Raw genomic sequence first — 19,556 nt, 5'->3', positions numbered from 1 at the left:
TGAGCCACCCAGTCTCCCGTTTCCAACCTGCCCATAAGCCTCCCCATAGTAGGAGTGAGCTTCCTATCATCCCTGCAACGGATCGTTCCGAGCTAACTATCCACTGAACGGCTCAATGCATCCCATCGCAACAGATCTTCCCACTGTTCCAGCGTGCTTTGGTAGGTATCCGCCGCGTTGTAATGGGCCATGGCATGCAGGCGGGCATGATGGCCAAGTTGCTTGACCACATTTGGCGTGGCATTAAGGCTTGCCAGCAACCGCGCCAGATCGCCGGGATCGTTTGGCTGATATTTGCGGCAATTCACGTCATCGGTGAGGTGTCGGTCCCACCAGGCCCCATCGGCCGGGATCACCACGCATAATCCTGCCGCCATGGCCTCCAGAATGGAGAGACCGAACGGTTCCTGATGACTGGTGGAGACAAAAATGCCGCATTGAGATCGGATCTCGTCAAGATTGGCGGGGTTGGTATACCAGTGCGTGTCTGGCAGCTGTGGCTGAGGCTGGCTGCAGGGTTGCAGCGTGCCCTTGGGCTGCAGATAGCAAACCATCAGCTCGGGGCGAGCATCAGGGATCATTTGATGGGCGGCAAGCATGGTCTCCAGCCCCTTCCAGCGCAGCAACGAGGCTGCCCACAAAATACGGGTACCACCCAGGGTCGCTTTGGGCCAATCAATCTCGCTCAAACCATTGGTAAATGGCTGCCAGTGTGACGGGAACTCGATCTCGCCAAGCCGGGCCAGCAATGCCGCCAGGGAGCTGCGCGTCGATTCCAGATAAAACACAAAACTCGCCCGTTGCAAGGCCCTGGCAGAGAGCCCCGAGCACCCCACAGGGCCATGGATCAGCTGAACCACCCGGCACCGCAACCAGCGGGCAGCCCAGTAACAGCAGAGATCCACCCCTGGCCCGGACGCCGCAACCAGGCACTTCACCTCCCCCAAGCGCAGCACAAGCCAGAGGATCAGCAGGGTCTGCCACGCCTGTTTGAGCAGATAACCGATGCCGGACTCCCGCCCCTTCAATATGTGGGGCAGCCAAAGAGGATGATGCTGGCAACGGGGCCAGGAGTCGGGATCCTGGGTCAGCACATGACATGTGAGCTCGGGCATCCGCTTGGCCAACTCATCGAGCAGCACTTCGGTCGCAACCTTGGAGCCACCGCGAAACGGGATGGGATCCACGACGATGACCTTTCCAAACACCGGCTCAGTTTGCATGCTCATTTTGCTGCTCCCTTACTCTGGCACCTTGCGGCGGCCAAACCCCATCTGCACTTTTTGCGCCACTTTTGCTATCCCACTCGCCAGCGTGTTGCGCCCGCTGGCAAGGAGTCGTTGCCCCGCCCAGTGAATGAGTGTGCGGTAGGGAGCGGGGGCCGTTGAGTGCCAACGACCAGCCAGCGCGGCGTCCCACACTGCCGTTACCCCGTCGACATAGCGCGCCACCGTGAACAGCTGCGCGGCACGTAGCTGAGCTGCCCGCCCCATCGCACATCGGCGCTGCGGATTACTCAATTGCCGCCAGTGATCAGCCATCTCGGCCCAATCCCCCGGGGTTGCCAGCAAGCCGGTCACCCCCTCCTCCACCACTTCGGGGATGCCGCCCACCCGATAGGCACTGACGGGGAGCCCCAACATGCCCGCCTCCGCCAACGTCAGACCAAACACCTCCTCACGGGCTCCGGAGACCAGCAGATCCACCCCACCCCGCAAGATAGCCGCACTGTCTGGTCGCTCGCCGAGAAAGTGGACGCGCTCGGCCACCCCGAGCTCGACAGCCAACGCCATCAATGCTTCCCGCTCCGGGCCGCTGCCAATGATCAGCAACTGGGTCTCCTCCCCCGATGCCATCAGGGCAGCCAGCGAGCGGATCAGCAGATCAATCCCCTTGCGTTTGATCAATGAGCCGACGGTGGCGATGATCATATCCCCCGGTGGCAAGCCCAGCATGCCGACGACCGGCCAGTGAGAGCCTTCATTCAGCCGAGCGGCATCCACCCCGTTGGGTACCCGGATCAACCGATCGGCCGCGCAGCCATCCTGGCGCCAACCGGTCAACACCGGCTCGCTCACCCCGATCAACACGCTTGCCTGATGAACCCGCAGGCTGAATCTGTCTCTAGGCTGATAACGGGCATGGAGGTGGCACACCAGCGGTACCTGCAACGCCCGACAGACCCCCGCCAGCCACTGACAAGGGGCCGCGCTGTTGGCATGCACCAGCCCAATCTGCCGCTCGGTGATGAGCTCTCTGGTTCGCCGGGAGAAGCGCCGATGGGCAGCAAGATCAAAACGGGGCGCCTGCCACCCCAACAGCAGGGTGAACGGCTCAACCATAGTTTCAACCCCGAGGGTTGCGGCCTCTGCCGCCAGAGTCGGGCTATTGCACCAGAGCAACGGCGTAAACCGGCTGCGATCGAGGTGGGCCAGCAGATCCAGCAGGCAACGTTCGCTACCGCGGATCCACTCCTCTCCATAGTGAACCAGCAAAACAGGGGTTGCGTTCATCCTCTTGCTCCCTTGGGTGGCACTACCGGCAACCGGGTTGCCTCTTGGTGAACATCTGCAGTGGCCTTCGACTCTATGGCCGCCTGCTGCACGTACTTGATGGCGGCGACGGCCAGCGCCAGCTCCAGATAGATGGGCCAGGTAAAGCCCTGGGTCAGAAAGGATCCCGAAATCACAAACCCCACCATGCTGGCCATCACCCCCTGCATCGCCGTGATCACTGCAGGAGGCATGCCAGCCAGCTGGCAACACCACACCTGACGCAAGGTAACCGCAACCATGCAGACAAACAGGGTTAATCCGACAAATCCCGTTTCAGCCAGCACCCCGAACCAGGTGGAGTGCACCGCATGATTAAGCCCATCCCAATGGGGGCTGTAGAAGAAGTAGTTGTAATAGAAATTGGACAACCCCACCCCCACCAGCGGATGGCCTAGTGCCATGCCCCAGGCCGCTTGCCACGCGTAGATCCGCCCCATGGCCGAGGCATCCACCCCGCTCTCGGCGGCGCCGCCAGATGCCCGGTCGCTGATCCCGGCCGCCACAAACAACACACTAAGTGCCAACCCGCCCACCATCATCAGCAAGACTTTGGACTTCACCCGCTGCCAGGCAAACAGGCCGCTGACCGCACACACGCCAAGCAAGCCACCGCGGCTCTGGGTGGCAATAATGGCGGCCGCAGTCAGCGCAAAGCCAAGTCCCCCCAGCAAACGCCCCCCCACCCCATTGCCCTGATTGAGCAACAAGCTCAGGGAAAAGCCGGCAGGAAAGAGCAGCACCAACGCCAGATCGTTGGGATCCCCCAGCACAGAGCCCAGCTCGCGCCCTATGGTCACCCGGGTCCCCTCCACCAGCCCAATCCCGCTCGCCTTGTTGTAGAGGGCCACCATTGCCACCAGACAGCCCGCTACCACAAAGGTGCGCACCGCCAGCGCAAAATCCCCCGGGGTGCGCACCAGCCAGGCTGTCGCCAGGGTCATCAGATAGATCTTGCTGTAGCTGCCGGTCCAAGTGGCGATCGCCTCGCCCCGGTTGCTGGCAAACAGCACACCGATGGAGACCATCACAAAGAAGGCCGTCAACCAGCTCAGGGGTTGGCTCCAGTAAGGCTTGATCCGGCCAGTCAGCAAAATGTGCCAGACCAGCGCGCCGATGGCGGCCAGCGAGAAGAGCAGCGGGATCTTGAGGGGATAGAGCTGAGGGAACACCTCATGCAGCCGAAAAAAGGAGAAGGTGACAAACCCCAGCACCATCAAGAAAGGCCAGCGCAGGGCAAACCAGATGGCGGGAATGGCAAGACCGAGCACCGGCAGCAGCAAGGGATGGGGCAGCCGCCACCAGAGCAGAGCCAGCACCAGACAGATGGCGCTTGCCCAAATGGCTGGCGTTAGACGAGCCATGATCCTGCCCACCATTGGCCAAGCCAGACCATCGCCAGCGCCCCGAGCGAACTGGCCCAGAGGGTCGAGAGGCGATACGGCAGCGGCAGCAACCGCTGGCTCACCAGATAAAAGGCGAGCGCCCGCACCAGATAGACCAAAAGCAGAGTCCAGATCACTCCGGCAACCCCGAAGGGCGGGATGGCAAGCAGAAAGCCTGCGACGCCAAGGGCGCTGCAGCCCAGATTGATCACCATCTGGGCATTGCTCTTCTCGCCGCTAAAGCAGCCGACGTTGAGCAAGTCCGAAACATTGCGCACCGCCATGCCCAGCACCAGCAGCGGAATATAGGCGATCGCCCCGTGATAGCTCTCCGGGGTCAGCCAGCGAATGAGCAAGGGGGCAGTGAGCCCGACGATGCCCGCGGTGGCAAACCCCAGCACCGACCCCATCACGCTGTAGTGGGCATTGAGGCGCAAGCCATCCGGCTCGCGCAACAGCATGAAACGGCGGGGATACCACCAGAGGGCAAAGGGTTGCAGCAGCAGTCCTACCGCCAGCGCCAGCTTGCCCGCCACCGCGTAGTAGGCGAGTAGCGCCTCCCCCACTACATCGGCCAGCAGCAGCCGATCCAGCCCGCTCAGGGCAAACCCTGCCAGCCCACTCACCACCAGTGGCAGCCCATAGCGTAGTAGCGGCCGATAGTGTTGCCAGTCAAAACGGATCCCGCTATCTCGCCACTGCCACAAGCTCAGCAGCAGCGCCAGTGCGACGCAGGTCAGGGTGCCGGAGGCCAGCACGCCGCTTACCCCCCAGCCGAGCCAGAGCCACCAGCCGGTCAGCAGCGACTGGATCACCGCCTTGCCTGCGGTCGCAGCAAAGAAGAGGCGCGCCTGATTGCGCATCCGCAGCCATGCCAGTGGCACGCCAATCACCCCTTCAAACGGCAGGGCGCAGAGCACCCAGCGCACATCCGCAAGGCGGGTTTCAACCGGCAGCCAGGCTTGTACCACAGGCGCCAGCAGCCAGAGCAGCACCAGACTGGCCAGCGCGATCAGCCAGACCAGACCAAACATGCGGGCCACTACCTGCTGGCGCTCTTGCTCATCTTTCGCCAGTCCGGCAAAGCGGTAGAGGGCATCCACCAGCCCGAAACCCAAAATGAGGGAGCCCAGATTGATCAGGGTGAGCAGCACTTCCAGCTGGCCGTATTCGCGAGGCAGCAGCTGATGGGTCAGCACCGGCAGCATCAGCAGGGAGATCCCCTTCATCAAGAGCAAGCCGACGGCGTAATAGAGCATGGCAATCTGGTTCACACCAAGTTTCATAGGGCCTCCCAGCCACCCGAAGCATCCCGCTCTGGGTCAGCTACCGCTAATGCAAAGCCCACGCCATTTACTCTTAGCCTGAAGCGATAGCCCCTCTGTGTGGCATAACCGGCCAGAACAAGCCCAGAATGAGACTGGCATTTGCGTTTTGCACAACGCTGGCTGCAAATTGCACCGACCGGCACAATTTGCTCCCTCTCTTAGCCCCACTAAGCCCGATCTCACGGGGATCATCCTGTTGGCCCGATCCCTGCTTTCTGCTTAGCGAGCAACGGACTGCACCAGAGGGAGAGGTCGCCATGAACACCATCAACCTGCACCGGATGAAAAGCTGGGCCAAACAGGGGGAGACGCCACTGGCCCGCCGGGTATGGCGGCTGGCCAAAAGTGCCCGCCACTGGTCATTCCCCGTTATCCCTCCCCTGCATCGGCTGCTTTATCGGCTCTATCTGCTGGGCAGCAACGCGCTGGCGACCCTGACCCGCACCCTCTGGTGGACCCCCTTGTTTCAATCTCGCCTCACGGCCCCCGCCCCGCGCCTCTATCTCTATGGCGGTATCCCCTATATCAGCGGTCCGGTCGCCATCGAGATTGGTGCCGACTGCCGCCTCAGCGCCGCCATGACCATCAGCGGCCGGGCATCGAGCCAGACAGCACGGCTGGTGATTGGCCGCAATGTCGGCATTGGTTGGCAGACCACCCTGGCGGTGGGCAGCAAGATAGTACTGGGGGATAACGTCCGAATTGCAGGCCGTGCCTTTCTGGCGGGCTACCCTGGGCACCCCGTCAATGCCCGCGATCGCGCTCTTGGCAAACCGGATCGCGATGAACAGGTGGGGGCCATTGTGCTGGAGCAGGATGTCTGGCTCGGCACCGGCGTAATGGTGATGGCCGGTGTCACTATAGGCGCCGGCACCATTGTCGCCGCAGGGAGCATAGTCACCCGGGATCTGCCAGCAGGCGTGCTGGCAGCGGGTATACCGGCCACCGTACTGCGCCCCTTGCAACCACAGGATCACAGCGACCCCGCACACGCTTCGGAGACCTTTGCATGAAACCACACTCACTGCCGCAACTGGTGGTGCTGGGCGAGGATTGGGGCCAGCACCCCTCCAGCACCCAGCATCTGATTAAACGTCTGTTGCCCGATTATCAGGTGCTCTGGGTCAATTCCATCGGCATGCGATGCCCCCGTTTTACCCTCCATGACCTCACCCGCATCGGCCGCAAACTGGGGGCAGTGCTGCGCGGTGCGCGCCATTCTGGCGGCCAGTCAGTTGCGCCATCCGACGCCAGCCGCCCCCAGGTACTGCCGCCGCTCGCCTTGCCACTGCCCGGCAGTCGGTTGGCGGGCAAGCTCAATGGCCACTGGCTGGCAGCGCAGATCCGGCGCCAGTTGCCCGAGCTGGATCGACCCTTGCTCTGGATCTCCCTGCCAAGCGCCGTCGATCTGATTGGCAAGCTCGAAGAGCGGGCGGTCATCTACTACTGCGGCGATGACTTCTCGGCGCTGGCGGGGGTGGATCATCAGGCCATCGCCCGCAGCGAGGCCCGACTGGTGGAGAAAGCGGATCTCATTCTGGCCGCCAGCCCCGCGCTGGCCAGCCGCTTTCCCCCCCATAAGACCCGGCTTCTCAGCCACGGCGTGGATCTCGAGCTGTTTATGCCCCCCCGAGAGCGCCCGGCTGATCTCCCCTCCGGTCGCCCCATTGCCGGATTTTACGGCAGTCTGAGCGACTGGATTGATATCCCCCTGCTGGCAGAGACGGCCACCGCCCTGCCCCACTGGGATCTGGTGCTGATTGGCCCGGTCCAGACCGATATCTCCCCCCTCAAGGGGCTCCCCAATATCCATCTGCTGGGGCCCCGTCCCCACCACACGCTGGCGGCCTATGCCCAGCACTGGCAGGTGAGCCTGCTGCCCTTTGTCGACAACGCCCAGATCCGCGCCTGCAATCCGTTGAAATTGCGCGAGTATCTGGCTGCAGGGCGACCCATCGTCAGCACCGATTTTCCGGCGCTCGATGGCTATCGGGATCAGATCCAGCTCCCCCGCTGCGGGGAGAGCCTGGCCGAGGCCATCAATCGGGCCGCCTTTGATCAACCCAATCCGGGCTGGTTTCAGGAGAGTGGCTGGGAGGGGCTCACCCGCAGCGAAGGGCGCCACACTCGCCAACAGCAGGTTACCCTGCAAAGCTGGGATCACAAGGCTGCCGAACTGAGCAACTGGTTGAAGGGGCTGCCCGGATGAGCAGAGGGCTCTGGCTGGCTATCCTGCTCTGCTGCCATGCAGCAATGGCCGCGACCCGGCTGGAGGGGCAGACCCCGCTACCCCTGACGGGCAACCAGACACCCCAGCGGCTCGATCTGAGCACCCACAGCTGGCCGGTGGGCAGCGACGATGAACTGGTGATCGAGGGCAATAACCCCAGCACCCGCCCGCAAACCCTGATCCTGCGTATCGACGATGACGCGTCGGTCAACTACCGCAGCCGGGTCAATCTGGAGCGAATTGTCGCGCCCGGCCCCTTTACCCAGCGCTTCTCCTTAAGCGAGTGGCGCACCAGCCAGCCCAGAGCGCTGGCGCTGGAAAAGCTCACCAAGCTCTATCTCTTTATGGCCGATAACGCCCCCTCAATGACCATTCACCGCTGGTACTGGGAGCCCGGTCTGACTCTGCCTGAGGGCACCATTGCGCTGGATCTGGGGGCGGCGGCTTCGCCCCGCTTTACCGGCTTTGAGGCCCTGAGCCTGGGGGATCCCCGACTAATTGGCCACCCCACCCCCATCTTGCGTCCCTCCGGCAATGCTCTGGTTCGCGATGGACTGCGCAATCTCGACGGAGTACGGCTGAACCTGGCCAAGGGGCGCTACCAGCTCACCCTCTGGCTCGATGACCCCGGCGAGTGGGAGTATCTACCCCACCCCTTCGAGCGCAGCGTGCTGGTCAATGGCGAGCCCATCTGGGCCGAGCAGTGGCAACCGCAGGAGTGGCTAACGCAGCGCTATCTGGCGGGACAATCCCGCGAGGTACTGCCAAATCCGGATCCCTGGAAGCTGTTCGGGGCACGACAGGGCGGCCCAGTCCATGTCACCCTGAACCACCCCGGCGGCCCGCTCACCATAACCTTGGTGGGCCACTCACCGGATGCCAAATACCTGGCAGGGCTGCTGCTTGCCCCCTATCCAGACAGCACCGACAAGACAGCACCCTCGAATGGTGATAAAGGCCACGGCCTACAGACCGAGGCTGACACACAGAGGCTGGCCGATGCGACCGCAATCGTACTGACCAAGCAGCGCCAGCTGTTTTTGGAAAAGTGGACTCTGGCCCCCTATTCCCCAGCCCCAACTTCGCAGCAACTGAGCCTCACGCCGATTACGGATGCCGCCCCCACCCTGCAGATCGCCCCGCTATCTGCGGCAGATGCACTGCAGCAGGCTGCGCAACCCGTGCTGGCGGCCCGTGGCAGCCAGCTGTTGCTGGAGTTTGCCATCCACACCGCCACCGACGATCCGGCCCCCTTGCTGGTGATCCAGCCCCCCGAGCAGGCAGGATCGCCGCTGGCGTTGACCCCCTATTACGGCAAGTGGCATCTGGTTCGCCCGCAGGCGAGCGGAACCCTGCTAGCCCCCTCGGATCAGGAACTGGTCGAGGGGATCGCCGGGCTCACCCTGCTGGCAGGCGTACCTCGGCGTCTGGTGCTGCAGATCACAGTCCCTCGCGATGCGCCTGCCGGTCGCTATCTCGGCAATATTCAGCTACTCAGCCAGCAGCAACTGGTGCAGTTGCCACTGACTATCGAGGTGCTGCCGCTGACCCTGCCCGCGGCCAGCAAACCGGTCGGCATCTATGTCGAAGCGCCTCCCTATCTCAACTGGCTGAGCCCCAACCCCGAGGCGCTAAAAGAGCAGATCGCCGCGGCCAGTCGCTGCGATCTGGAGCGGCTCGCCAAGCTCGGGATCAGCGGCCTCTCGCCCGCCCTGCCACAAGATGAAGCGGGGATGCGGGAGATCATGGGAGAGGCGATGGGGCTCGGTTTTGTGCCGCCGCTGCTGGCCTATACCCCGCTCAAACGCTGGGGGGGCGACCCTGCCAGCCAGCTTGATCAATGGCAGACGCGGCAACAGGGGCTGACCGCCAGCGGCTTGCCGCCGCTGGCATGGAGCCTGTTTGATGAGCCCGATCTCGCCACCCTGCCCGCCATCACCACCCTGGCGCGGGAGATGAAACGGCGGGATCCGGCGGTGATCCGCGCAGGCCACTTCAATCATCCGGGTCAGGTTGGTCTGCTGGCAGAGGTGGAGATAGCCCTCATCAACGCAGGCTTTGGCGCCGACAAGGCCGATGTGGCGCGGGTGCGCCAGCACAAGGTCACCCCCTGGTTTTACAATCTGGGCACCCCGAGAGCCGCCGGATTCTATCTGTGGCAAAGCGGCGCCGAGGGCTATTTGCAGTGGCATGGCCGCATGCCCACCGCCCTGCCCTACGACCCCACCGACGGGCGGGAGAGCGACTTTATGCTGCTCGGCCCGCAAGCCTGCGAGGCGCACCGCCTCTCCCACGATCTGTTGCTGTTGCAGCAAGCCATCGAGGATCTGCGCTGGCTCGCCTGGCTGGAGCAGGAGGCCCGCTATCAGGTAGAGGCCGCCCTGCTACTGGAGCGCCTGCGCGAACAGCTGCCGACCCGCTGGCAGGTGGCAGAGCAACTGCCCTCTGCCGCCTGGATCCAGTGGCGCCGCGAGATTGAACAACTGGCCAAGGGATTGAAAACATTGCAAACTGGAGCCAAATCATCCTCCTGAAGTGACTGCGTATGGCCAACCAGACTCCCCGCTCCACAGCCAAAGACTGCGCCCTGCGCCGCCTGTTGCCCCTGATGCTGCCGCTACTGCTCCTCACCGGTTGCGCCCGTCAGGAGCCGGTCAATGAGACCCTGCCAATCCTCAACCAGTTGCGGGAACAGCAAATGGCCGAACAGCCCCAGCTGCAACTACAGTACCAGCAAGCGGAGACACAACTGCCGACGGAGCAGGAGCAGCAGTTGCATCAGTTTTTGGGACGCAAGGATCCGGCCCGAATTGCGCTGATAAGCGGCCCCGGGCTGCAAACCGATATGCTGGAGAGTGCGCGAATGGCAAGCCTGCGACTGACGGCCCTCACCCGTTTGCTGGGCTCTCGCGCCATTGAGCTGGAGCCCCGCTATGACCCCATGCTGGCCCCCAATACCTTGCTGATCCGCATTCTGCCAAACGGCGAATCGGGGTCAGTCACGCCAACGGCGGCGCAATAAGGCCGAGGCAGGTGCTAGGCAAAGCAACCCGATAGAGGGGATAAGGGGTCAGCCCCCACAATTTGCGCCAACCCTGGCTGAGACGGTAAGAGAGCAGCGGCGGACTCTGGTGCAGCTCACCTAAAAACATCACCCCCTGACTCATCCCTTCACCCGCCAGCGTCACTGACATCGCCTCCCGATCCGGCGCCACCAGCATGGCCTGCAGCAGACCATCACAACGAGGATGGGCCAGCTGATAGCTGACATAAGTGCCGCCTAGTACCGGCGTAGCCACCCGCAAGCGCCATCCCAACTGGACCAGCTCCAGCAACATGGGCTTGGCTCCCTCATTGAGCGCCCGGTTGTGATAACGCCACCCCATGGCAGCAGCACTGAGCAGCGCCACCAGCAACAGCAGCAGATATCCCTTAGACAGACGCATCACGGCGCCCCCGGATAAAGAGGATGGTCATCACCAGCAACATAATGGCCCACTGGTAGAGCTGGGCCAGCGAGCCGGTATGCAGCCAGCCATACCAGCGCAGATCCAGGCTCATCAGCACCAACCGCAGCTGATTGGCCCCGATATAGAGCAGGCAGACCAGCAGCAACATGGGCCACTGCCGGTAGAGGGGGCGCTCCGGCGCCAGCCAGCAGCAGGAGACCAGCCAGGAGAGCACCACCAGATAGAGTTGAGAAAACGAAGAGCACCCCTTGAGCACAATCAGGGCATGGCCCCCCAGCCGCTCGATGCGATTGCCATCAAGGCGAGTCTCCCAGCCCAGCAGCTGCAACCACTGGCCCACCCCCCAGGCATCGAGGGCCAACACAGGGCCGGAGAGCAACGCAAACACCTGCTGCCCCCACAACACTGCCACGGTAAAGGCGAGCACAATCTGCAACACCGCCCGCTCATCGCCACTCTGATGACGGCGCCATAGCGAGGCCACCAGCAACAGACAGGCCAGCGCCTTGCAGCTGGCGCTGGGGATCAGGATCAGCAGGATAAAGAGGGCGAGCGCCAGTGGATGCGGGCGCCAGCTCGGTGCAACCCGCGATGCAATTTGCCACCAGATAGCAATCAGCAACACCACCAGCAGGTTGAAGTGGCCCATATTGAGCCACACCATGCCCCACTGATTGGCCAAACCAAGTAGCAGCCAGTTGGGTGCCCACTGCCAGGGACGGATCTCCATCGCAACTCCTGCCGGTTATCAGCGCTTTTGACCGCTGTCGCAAGTTCCATGCCTGCCCGGCCTCACCCGGACCAAGCCAAGTCAGAGGATGCAACAAAGCTGGCACGCTTTATTCATTCCCCCTGCTGGCACTACAGCCAGGGAGAAGGAGTGAGCAATGAAACTCAAACCGTTGGCAGGGCTGCTGGGGATGTTGTTGGTAACCTCCCCCGCATACGCCTTGACCGAAGTCGATACCGAACTGCAACTGCTGATGGATGTGTCGGGCAGCGTCAGTTCATCGGAATTCAATCTGCAATTACAGGGGTATGTGGACGCCTTTTACAGTCAGGATGTACAGAGCGCCATCCTCGACACCAGTGGCGGCAAACTCGGGTCCATCGCCGTACAGATGATTATGTGGAGCAGCAGCAACCAGCAGAGCGTGATGACTGACTGGTTCCACCTCTACGACATGACCTCCATCAACAACTTCGCCGCCACCCTGGATGCCCTGGTCCGCCCCTATGCGGGGATGACGGCCCCCGGTTCGGCCATGGCCTTTGGTGCCCAGCAGTTTGATACCAACAACTTCACCGCCGCCCGCCAGGTGATGGATGTGTCAGGTGACGGGATCCAGAACAACGGGCTGGATACCTCTACCGTGCGGGATCAACTGCTCGCCTCCGGCATTGATACCATCAACGGCATCACCATCGGACAGGACTATCCCGATGGGGTACTGCAAGATTGGTATCTCAACAACATCGCCGGTGGTCAGGATGCGTTTGTGATCAACGCCACTACCTTCGCCGACTTTGGCAATGCGCTGGAGCTCAAACTGGCAGCCGAAATTGAGGGGGGCATTATTCCGGAAGGTGCACTGGCAGCCCCCATCGAGGAGATCCCGCTGGCCGCCCAGCTGCTGCTCGGTATGCCGCTACTGCTGGCCTGGCGCTATCAACGCCGGACTCAAGGCCGTCCGCAGCAAGCCAACTGGCAGCAGACCCCCGCCATCGGCTAGTTAATCACCCCGTGTGTCGCGATTAGGGAGCCATGGCTCCCTGATTTTTATCTGGAAACAAGGATAAGTGGCTGAGCATATACAGCAGTTGTGCTCATGATTGGGCTGAGGCAGGCTACTCGACTAAAACATGGGGCTGGCGGCTCTTTACGACACTTCTTATTGAAATTTACAACTTGGTATCAGGTAGACAATCAGCAAACTCTCTTTGAATACGTGGGATTTTACCTACCTGCTCACCACCACTATGCAATATAACTAACAGCATGCCCACCATTAACGACACCCCGTTGGATATCCTGACCATCTGTTCAAGTAAAGGAAGTGGATAACCCTTACTGTGGCGGTGGATTGCATGAAGTCCACCGTGGATGAACGAACTAAGAGGTTTCCAAGAATACTCTTTGAACTCTCGCAGCATATCCAACGGTTCTTGAGGGGACTTTCCTTGTAGTTTTTCTAACATTTCGCTGAGCATAGGAAGCTTATTTGCCTTATCTGCCGTCTCCTGCGTCAGCTCGCTGGTTAACTTTAAAACTTCTGTATCGGTTGCAGCGTAGAGCAGCCACATTGCCCGAACCAGTGCTTCATATTGAAGACGAACAAGCCCCGTAGCCGAGGTTAGATTACCTGCTGATATAAGAATTTTGGCACTTTCAGCATGCTCGAAAGCAATACTACACATGACTCTGCTCACCATGAGCCTTTGTGAATCATCGAAGGGAGGCAGTACTAAAAATTCCAGTAAATTTCTTTCAAGTTCAGCAGAGCGTGACAACAGATGATTTATCAAAACAGCCTCTCCTCATTACGGTTTTTTAAGGGCAGTAGGTTCGATTAGCGAAGCGTAATCGGACGTTCGCGGTCTTTCTGCAATATTTCTATTTAACTCGCCAAAAATCTCCCATCTTGCCATTTTCCCTCCGCCACCAAAAAACTCTCTATCGAACTGGCACCGGTCGTAACTCTATTGCCATATTGACGTGGAGTTTCATCGCGAGCATCCGATTACGCCTACCGGCTAGTCGAACCTACGAGCTGTATCTTGTTCTCGCAAATGGAGCAAGGAACATGCAACGTAATAAACAAGGCTAATAGACTTGAGACTATTCAATTCACTACCATATTTGTCTGAGCTACCATGAATAATCAAATGACGGTTCAAAAAACGTTTATCTTCATCTGTTGGCTCATTAATTGCCTCGGTCAATTTACTCTTTACAGCAAGCGGCTTTAACACCATTTCATGGAAAACCTCCAAACCATCCACTTGTTCTATAACCTTATTAAATGCAGGCTGCATATTAACCTTTGCATATAAGCCTACCCCATAAAGATCTCTTCCGATCCCTTCAGACAAAGCTAACAATGTCGGTATTGAGCAATAATACAAGCCCGAGTCATGAGCCTTAAAAGCATCATTTATTTGTGCTGTTCTATTGGGAAACTCTTCAATTAAAAACTGCCTGATCTTACCACCATAACGTCTAATATATTATGTAAGGTAATTCTCTTGACTTGCTTCAGATTGATTAATAAGAGCAGTTCGCTTCTCTTGGAAATGATCAGTGTCATCGTCAAGAAAGTAAATGAACCATCCTCGCCCCATCAATTCGACGGAAACTTCAGCTATATCACCGGGAAGATCATTAACGAGATAGCTCATTTCATTATGAAGTTTCTTAATACCATCTATGAACTTAGGGTCGTTCATTACTTCATTCAATCCACGAGCATAAGCACTTAGTTTTTGTATAAACTCATTCATGCATTACTCCTATGGCAAGGAAATTAATAACGCTGAGCTAACCTATACGAAAAAGCGGATCCTTTACGTGTCCAACGAACGAAGTGAGCATTAAAGCTGTACTTCTTTAAGTAGTTTAATTATCTCTTTTTCGATCCTTGGTGAGAGCTCTTTCTCTGCATCTATGTGTTGCTTGAACTCACCGATATTTTCTATTGATATGCCACCATGTTTTCGATGAATATCTGCGATCCGGAAGCATGCATCGTAGTACTTTTCAATATTTTTAGCTAAATCATTTGGGAGATAAACTTTGGAATTTTTCGAATGATAGTAAAACTTAGATACTTCACTCAGTTCGGCATACAGGGTGAGAGCGTGAACATTTTGTTAAATTTCACCCAGTTTTTTGAGACCCGCATTGAGTACCGTTTCCAGATATTCACTGCTCATTCCTGCGATTTTTTGCTTCCGTCTTACGCTCGCCTTGCGTGAAGTCTCGGCCCTGAGCATGTTCAGCCCCATGTGCCGGATGCACGCCAAAATCTCTGCGGCATCACCGCGATAAATCGGGCAATCATCCTCGCCCATCGTGACGTCCAGCACCCAGTGCAGGCTATTTTCGATGGCCCAGTGCCCACGCACCGCTCGCGCAAACTCATCCTGCACCAACGCTTTGGAACTGATGAAATAACGCTGCTCTATGGTAATTTTTTGCATATTTTCAACGCGATAGGAGATGGCCACGCCAATGCTGTGCAACTGTTTCCAATGAGGAAACTGGGCGGCCAACTCGCCCGCCGCCATGACATGGTACTCACGACCATCGATGCGGCCATGAGCCTTCTCAAGCGTCATCGTCTCTGCGCATAACGGGGTGGCCGCCAGCGGGGCGAGGGCCTGTCGAACCGCCTCGAACAACTTGGGTTGGTTGCCTTTGACGGCCAATAAGTAATCGCCACCTTGCTGAAGGATGGTCTCGGCGATCTCGGTCTGGCACCCCATCGCATCGATGGATACCAGGCAGCCTTTGATGTCGAGCAGCGCCAGCAACTCGGGAATAGCGGTAATTTCATTGGACTTGGCGTCGGTTTTTATCTGTCCGAGCACCAGCTTATTGGCGGCGGCATAGGCACTGACCATGTGAATGGTCGACGTTCGATCCTCACGGTCATAGGAACTGCGCAGGGTTTTGCCATCGATAGCGACCAGGGCGCCATCGGTGTGCTGGTTAATGGCTTGAGTCCACCGCACAAAGGCGGCCTGAAACGGCTCTGGTTTGATGCCGGAGATGATCCTGGCAATGGTGTCATGGACAGGAATGCCGTTTTTAAACAGTCCCTTGGATTGAAACCAGGGAAGATGAACCTCGCCGAAATCCTCAATATCTTCCCAGCCCTCAGCCCCGCCGATCACGGCACAGACGGTGAGAAACAGGACATCGTAGAAGGGATAATAAATCTTGGCATGCTGGCGAGGGTCGTGAATATTGTCGAAGAACTGAGCGAAAACGGCATCAATAGACATGAGAGCACTCCTGAAAAGGAGCATGAGATCACAGCCGGATCACCAGGTCAAATTTCAGGGTGAGGATGTGAGCAAATTGTTAACTATGGAAATCATGGAAATTATCATTTTTTGGATTTCATGCGCATTTTTTGAGCTGAAATGACGTGCAGTGACGATTAAAAAGTGTGAAGGCGATCCTGACTATAAAGTTAACTGCATATCACAGGCCTATAAGTATTTGTTTTGTAGGCAAAAAACTATTTTTAATTTTTAACAAAATGTTCACGATCTCGCCCTGGTTCGGCATACTCCGCTTTTTGTGTCATGTGCATTTTTAGTTCGAAAAAAGCATCGTAAATTTCTTTTTTATGGCCAAGTAAACTTATTTGATTAGCCCTTATAGCCTCGCGCCATGACCAGCGAGCATACAGCGCAGATAGGCCAGCTACGAGCAGAGCCAGAATTGCGATAACTTCTGGTGTGCCCAATTTAATCTCAAAGATGCATGCCATAATTTATTAGCCTAACAGTAATTAGATGGAAAGCGTCACCAACAAATTAATAGTACCTTCCATCTATCTCCGCCCTATCACATGTCACTACAACCCAGAAATAATTTTATAAGTCATTATATGACCAACCAACTTCTAATTCATAAGTGTATTATTAACGCCTTATGCCGGCTCCACTTGTATCACTTGGTAAAACCACAGTCAAGAAACGGAAATAGAAAATGCAGCCTCTATCCTCTTTTATTGGCTTGATACGATTTTTACTCCACAACCTGCATCATATAAAAAAGGCCTTATCACAAGGCCTTTTCAGAAATATCCAAGTTCCGGCTGGCAGCAAGCTTTGTGGTAATCAACCCGGCTCGGGAGCCAGGGGCAGCACCTGGCCATTCAGCGCCTGATAACTGTTGGATGGATAGTCCGGCACCGGCTCGCAGTAGGGAATGCGGCTTAGCACCGGCGCCTTGACCAGGGCGGCCAGCTGATCGGAGCGGCGCAGGCTGGCATCCGCCAGTTCGGCCACCAGCGCCAGACCGCAGCCGAGCCCAAACCCGCCGACAATGCCCGCCAGCAAAAACAGCCAGAGCGGGTAGTTGCTCGGCTTGCTGGGGGCAAAGGGTTTGTCGATCACCTTGATCCGCTCCCCCTGCTCGAAGTTGCCCAGATCGCCGGTCACCTTGGCCTTCTCATAGCGCAGCAGCAGGTCCTGATAGAGGGTGCGCTTTACCGCCAGATCCCGCTCCAGCTCGGCGAGTTGGCGCTCGGTATCCCCCTGGGAGTCGACCACCTTGTCCAGCCCATCGAGCTGGGTCTTCAAGCCAGCGGCGTTTTGCTCCGCCTCCGTCAGCTGCGTTTGGGCCAGCTGCCACTCGGGCCCGCGCGCCATATCCGGCTGGGATTTGAGCTGCTCGAACTCCTGCTGCAACTGGTCAATCTGATAGCGCAGACTCTGCACCTTGCTGTGCTCGTCGCTGTAGCGGGCCCGCAGCAACACCAGCTCGGTGCGCATCAGTTGCAGCTTCTCATCCAGTTGGCGAGCGAGCTGGCTCTCCTGACCCTGTGATAGCTGATCGAGCCGAGCCTTGGCCTGCTGCAAGGCGATCTGGCTCTCGGCATAGCGCTCCTTCAAGCCATAGAGACGGGCGACGTTGGTACTTTGCTGCTGGGGCAAGGCGCTGGCATGCTCCCGTTTGAAGTCGGCGAGCAACTGCTCGGCCGCTTGCAGTTCGCTGCGGCGGCTATCGAGTTGGCTTTGCAGAAAACGCTCGGACGACTCCGCCGACTGGCGCCCCTTGCTGAGCAGATTGAAGAAGAAGCGCCGCGAAATGGCTTCAAGCAAACCGGCGCTGTTGGCCGCCGAATCCGCTTTTACCTTTATCTCGATCACCTCATCGCCGATCAACCGCAGCGAGACGGCACTCGAGAGCCAGTCCATGATGGCATCGCGCTTGGCCGGTGGGGTCTCGTCATTGACCAGACCACGATCCCGCGCCACCCCGTCCAGCACATAGCGGCTGCGCAGCAGGGCTTCGAGCACCGCAAAGCGATCCTTGAGACTCTCCTGGGTGATCAGATCCTTGAGGGTCGGAGTCTGGTTGGCATCTTGCGGCACCATAAAGGTGGTGCGGCTCTCATACTCCTTGGGGGTGAGCAGGCCGACCGTCACGCCCACCAGCGGCATCACCAGCACCGGGATCACCAGCAGATAGCGACGACGCCAGGCGGCAAAGAGAATGATGTAGAGGTTGTAATAGAACTGGACAGGCATGGCATCACTCCCTGAGAAAAGCCCTCCCCCGCATGATGCAAAGGCAGTGCCACCAGAGGAGCAGAATGCCTCTGTGGGCAGATCGCAAGAGTGGTACAAGATTCGCATTCTCCCGCTATCCGGGGTGTTACCCCTTCCCTTGCCGGAGCGCGAACCATGTTGTCATCAACCCCGTCGCACAGACCCCATCCCCGCGGGAGCGCCAGCGCCAAGCCCATCGTGCAACCTGCCCTGCAACCTGTCGTACAAATCGTGCAGCACCTGCAGCCCGGCGGGCTGGAGACCATGGTGCTCAACCTCACGCAGGCGAGCCCTGCCGAGCAGCCGGTGCATATCATCTCCCTCGAAGGGCGCAAAGGGGATGTGCTAAGGGCATGGCCCGCCCTGCATCCCTTCGCGGGCAATATTCACTGTCTGGAAAAGCCCGCAGGCTGGTCGCTTACGACCCTCTGGCGGCTCACCCGACTGCTGCGCCAACTCAAGCCCGTCGCGGTACATACCCACCATCTGGGGCCCATGCTCTATGGCGGTCTGGCCAGTCGGCTGGCCCGGGTGTCCACTCTGGTACACACAGAGCACGATGCCTGGTATCTCGATGATCCCCATCAGCGCACGCTGGCCCTGTGGGGGCTGCGCGCCTTCAAACCCATTCTGGTGGCCGATGCCACGCCGGTGGCCAACCAGCTGCTGGCCAAGCTGGGCCAGCTGTCGCCAACCGTGATCCCCAACGGCATCGATGAGCAGCGTTTTGCCCTGGGCGCCGCCGCCCTCGCCCGTCAGCAGATGGGATTGCCGCAAGGGGTCAAGTTGATTGGCTGCGCCGCCCGCCTTGAATCGGTCAAGGGGCATAACTTGCTGCTGGAGGCGATCCGCGCCCTGCCGGAGGAGGTGCATCTTGCGTTGGCAGGGGTCGGCAGTTTGCAAAATGCGTTGCAACAACAGAGTCAGCAACTGGGGATCGCCCATCGGGTCCATTTTCTGGGGCTGGTCGAAAACATGCCGCGCTTCTATCAGGGGCTGGATCTTTTCTGCCTCCCCTCGCTGGCGGAGGGGATGCCGCTTTGCGTGCTGGAAGCGCAGGCCTGCGGGGTGCCGGTGGTGATGAGCGATGTGGGGGCGGCCAGAGAGATCGTCTGCCAGGCCAGCGGCCATATCCTGTCGGGACGGGATCCCGGCCGCCTTGCCCAGCTTCTGGCACAAGGGTTGCTGCAGTGCCATAGCCTGCGTGCCGTCACCCGAGAGTTTGTGTGCCAGCAAAGCAGCTTGAGCCGGATGGCTCAGGCCTATCAGCAGCTTTACAGCCGCTGATCAAGCGACCCGAT

The 19,556-nt window shown here is 58.9% G+C and carries 18 protein-coding genes; 6 read left to right on the top strand and 12 right to left on the bottom strand.

All coding sequences use genetic code 11. From position 1 onward, the window contains the following. Positions 1-92: 92 nt before the first annotated feature. Genes I6G90_RS05135 through I6G90_RS05120 form a run of 4 tightly spaced genes read right to left on the bottom strand, consistent with a single transcriptional unit; the run spans position 93 to position 5,223 of the window. Positions 93-1,229 carry a glycosyltransferase family 4 protein gene (locus I6G90_RS05135; RefSeq protein ID WP_197930050.1) on the bottom strand — a complete coding sequence of 379 codons (1,137 nt, stop codon included), beginning with the start codon at positions 1,227-1,229 and terminating at the stop codon, positions 93-95. A 12-nt stretch (positions 1,230-1,241) separates the two neighbouring features. Further along, entirely contained in the window at positions 1,242-2,513 is a 1,272-nt protein-coding gene (locus tag I6G90_RS05130; RefSeq protein ID WP_197930049.1) for a glycosyltransferase family 4 protein, read from the bottom strand. Beyond that, on the bottom strand, positions 2,510-3,916 hold the full coding sequence (locus I6G90_RS05125; protein WP_197930048.1) for an O-antigen ligase family protein: 1,407 nt from the start codon (positions 3,914-3,916) through the stop codon (positions 2,510-2,512). Before I6G90_RS05125 ends, I6G90_RS05130 begins: the two co-directional genes overlap by 4 nt. Continuing rightward, entirely contained in the window at positions 3,904-5,223 is a 1,320-nt protein-coding gene (locus I6G90_RS05120; RefSeq protein ID WP_111806891.1) for a lipopolysaccharide biosynthesis protein, read from the bottom strand. The genes I6G90_RS05125 and I6G90_RS05120 overlap by 13 nt, the downstream gene beginning before the upstream one ends. A gap of 299 nt (positions 5,224-5,522) precedes the next feature. Between I6G90_RS05120 and I6G90_RS05115 the strand changes: the two genes are divergently transcribed. Genes I6G90_RS05115 through I6G90_RS05100 form a run of 4 tightly spaced genes read left to right on the top strand, consistent with a single transcriptional unit; the run spans position 5,523 to position 10,517 of the window. Continuing rightward, positions 5,523-6,278: an acyltransferase gene (locus I6G90_RS05115; protein ID WP_139405542.1), complete on the top strand. Its 756-nt coding sequence runs from the start codon at positions 5,523-5,525 to the stop codon at positions 6,276-6,278. Next, positions 6,275-7,474: a glycosyltransferase gene (locus I6G90_RS05110; protein ID WP_197930046.1), complete on the top strand. Its 1,200-nt coding sequence runs from the start codon at positions 6,275-6,277 to the stop codon at positions 7,472-7,474. The genes I6G90_RS05115 and I6G90_RS05110 overlap by 4 nt, the downstream gene beginning before the upstream one ends. Next, positions 7,471-10,029 (top strand): hypothetical protein, encoded by a 2,559-nt coding sequence (locus tag I6G90_RS05105; RefSeq protein WP_197930044.1) that lies wholly within the window; start codon positions 7,471-7,473, stop codon positions 10,027-10,029. Before I6G90_RS05110 ends, I6G90_RS05105 begins: the two co-directional genes overlap by 4 nt. 11 nt (positions 10,030-10,040) lie before the next feature. Beyond that, on the top strand, positions 10,041-10,517 hold the full coding sequence (locus I6G90_RS05100) for a hypothetical protein (RefSeq protein WP_197930042.1): 477 nt from the start codon (positions 10,041-10,043) through the stop codon (positions 10,515-10,517). Here I6G90_RS05100 and I6G90_RS05095 read toward each other — a convergent pair. Continuing rightward, positions 10,495-10,941, bottom strand: a complete 447-nt coding sequence (locus tag I6G90_RS05095; RefSeq protein WP_197930040.1) for a hypothetical protein — start codon at positions 10,939-10,941, stop codon at positions 10,495-10,497. The genes I6G90_RS05100 and I6G90_RS05095 overlap by 23 nt on opposite strands. Continuing rightward, complete coding sequence (locus I6G90_RS05090; RefSeq protein ID WP_123172955.1) at positions 10,928-11,695, bottom strand: hypothetical protein; 768 nt, start codon at positions 11,693-11,695, stop codon at positions 10,928-10,930. The genes I6G90_RS05095 and I6G90_RS05090 overlap by 14 nt, the downstream gene beginning before the upstream one ends. A gap of 157 nt (positions 11,696-11,852) precedes the next feature. On the opposite strand from I6G90_RS05090, the gene I6G90_RS05085 reads away from it, so the two are divergent. Then, positions 11,853-12,698 carry a DUF1194 domain-containing protein gene (locus I6G90_RS05085; protein WP_197930038.1) on the top strand — a complete coding sequence of 282 codons (846 nt, stop codon included), beginning with the start codon at positions 11,853-11,855 and terminating at the stop codon, positions 12,696-12,698. Between the two features lie 169 nt (positions 12,699-12,867). On the opposite strand, the gene I6G90_RS05080 is transcribed toward I6G90_RS05085, so the two are convergent. From I6G90_RS05080 to I6G90_RS05055, 6 genes are all read right to left on the bottom strand, one after another. Beyond that, entirely contained in the window at positions 12,868-13,491 is a 624-nt protein-coding gene (locus I6G90_RS05080; protein WP_197930036.1) for a DUF6988 family protein, read from the bottom strand. A gap of 228 nt (positions 13,492-13,719) precedes the next feature. Continuing rightward, a complete protein-coding gene (locus I6G90_RS05075; protein ID WP_232254411.1) occupies positions 13,720-14,058 on the bottom strand; it encodes a hypothetical protein in 339 nt (112 codons plus the stop codon). A gap of 135 nt (positions 14,059-14,193) precedes the next feature. After that, entirely contained in the window at positions 14,194-14,466 is a 273-nt protein-coding gene (locus tag I6G90_RS05070) for a hypothetical protein (RefSeq protein ID WP_197930032.1), read from the bottom strand. Positions 14,467-14,835: 369 nt separating this feature from the next. After that, positions 14,836-15,972 carry an ISAs1-like element ISAs12 family transposase gene (locus I6G90_RS05065; RefSeq protein WP_021141311.1) on the bottom strand — a complete coding sequence of 379 codons (1,137 nt, stop codon included), beginning with the start codon at positions 15,970-15,972 and terminating at the stop codon, positions 14,836-14,838. Positions 15,973-16,217: 245 nt separating this feature from the next. Beyond that, positions 16,218-16,466, bottom strand: coding sequence for a hypothetical protein (locus I6G90_RS05060; RefSeq protein ID WP_197930030.1), 249 nt, complete (start codon positions 16,464-16,466; stop codon positions 16,218-16,220). A 352-nt stretch (positions 16,467-16,818) separates the two neighbouring features. Continuing rightward, positions 16,819-18,234, bottom strand: coding sequence for a GumC family protein (locus I6G90_RS05055; RefSeq protein ID WP_197930028.1), 1,416 nt, complete (start codon positions 18,232-18,234; stop codon positions 16,819-16,821). 156 nt (positions 18,235-18,390) lie between these two features. Here I6G90_RS05055 and I6G90_RS05050 point away from each other — a divergent pair, with 156 nt between their 5' ends. Then, complete coding sequence (locus tag I6G90_RS05050) at positions 18,391-19,542, top strand: glycosyltransferase (RefSeq protein WP_197930025.1); 1,152 nt, start codon at positions 18,391-18,393, stop codon at positions 19,540-19,542. Positions 19,543-19,556 lie beyond the last annotated feature (14 nt).

Source organism: Aeromonas allosaccharophila (assembly GCF_016026615.1).
Classification (GTDB): Bacteria; Pseudomonadota; Gammaproteobacteria; order Enterobacterales; family Aeromonadaceae; genus Aeromonas; species Aeromonas allosaccharophila.
The sequence above is the reverse complement of the archived record's forward strand: the minus strand, read 5'-3'. Positions and strand labels throughout refer to the sequence as shown.

What these genes read in the sequence shown, in the direction of transcription:
- I6G90_RS05100 (WP_197930042.1), top strand. Translation starts at nt 10,041, where the DNA reads ATGGCCAACCAGACTCCCCGCTCCACAGCCAAAGACTGCGCCCTGCGC.
- I6G90_RS05090 (WP_123172955.1), bottom strand. Translation starts at nt 11,695, where the DNA reads ATGGAGATCCGTCCCTGGCAGTGGGCACCCAACTGGCTGCTACTTGGT.
- I6G90_RS05055 (WP_197930028.1), bottom strand. Translation starts at nt 18,234, where the DNA reads ATGCCTGTCCAGTTCTATTACAACCTCTACATCATTCTCTTTGCCGCC.
- I6G90_RS05060 (WP_197930030.1), bottom strand. Translation starts at nt 16,466, where the DNA reads ATGGCATGCATCTTTGAGATTAAATTGGGCACACCAGAAGTTATCGCA.
- I6G90_RS05095 (WP_197930040.1), bottom strand. Translation starts at nt 10,941, where the DNA reads ATGCGTCTGTCTAAGGGATATCTGCTGCTGTTGCTGGTGGCGCTGCTC.
- I6G90_RS05050 (WP_197930025.1), top strand. Translation starts at nt 18,391, where the DNA reads ATGTTGTCATCAACCCCGTCGCACAGACCCCATCCCCGCGGGAGCGCC.
- I6G90_RS05125 (WP_197930048.1), bottom strand. Translation starts at nt 3,916, where the DNA reads ATGGCTCGTCTAACGCCAGCCATTTGGGCAAGCGCCATCTGTCTGGTG.
- I6G90_RS05070 (WP_197930032.1), bottom strand. Translation starts at nt 14,466, where the DNA reads ATGAATGAGTTTATACAAAAACTAAGTGCTTATGCTCGTGGATTGAAT.
- I6G90_RS05085 (WP_197930038.1), top strand. Translation starts at nt 11,853, where the DNA reads ATGAAACTCAAACCGTTGGCAGGGCTGCTGGGGATGTTGTTGGTAACC.
- I6G90_RS05105 (WP_197930044.1), top strand. Translation starts at nt 7,471, where the DNA reads ATGAGCAGAGGGCTCTGGCTGGCTATCCTGCTCTGCTGCCATGCAGCA.
- I6G90_RS05120 (WP_111806891.1), bottom strand. Translation starts at nt 5,223, where the DNA reads ATGAAACTTGGTGTGAACCAGATTGCCATGCTCTATTACGCCGTCGGC.
- I6G90_RS05065 (WP_021141311.1), bottom strand. Translation starts at nt 15,972, where the DNA reads ATGTCTATTGATGCCGTTTTCGCTCAGTTCTTCGACAATATTCACGAC.
- I6G90_RS05130 (WP_197930049.1), bottom strand. Translation starts at nt 2,513, where the DNA reads ATGAACGCAACCCCTGTTTTGCTGGTTCACTATGGAGAGGAGTGGATC.
- I6G90_RS05135 (WP_197930050.1), bottom strand. Translation starts at nt 1,229, where the DNA reads ATGAGCATGCAAACTGAGCCGGTGTTTGGAAAGGTCATCGTCGTGGAT.
- I6G90_RS05110 (WP_197930046.1), top strand. Translation starts at nt 6,275, where the DNA reads ATGAAACCACACTCACTGCCGCAACTGGTGGTGCTGGGCGAGGATTGG.
- I6G90_RS05115 (WP_139405542.1), top strand. Translation starts at nt 5,523, where the DNA reads ATGAACACCATCAACCTGCACCGGATGAAAAGCTGGGCCAAACAGGGG.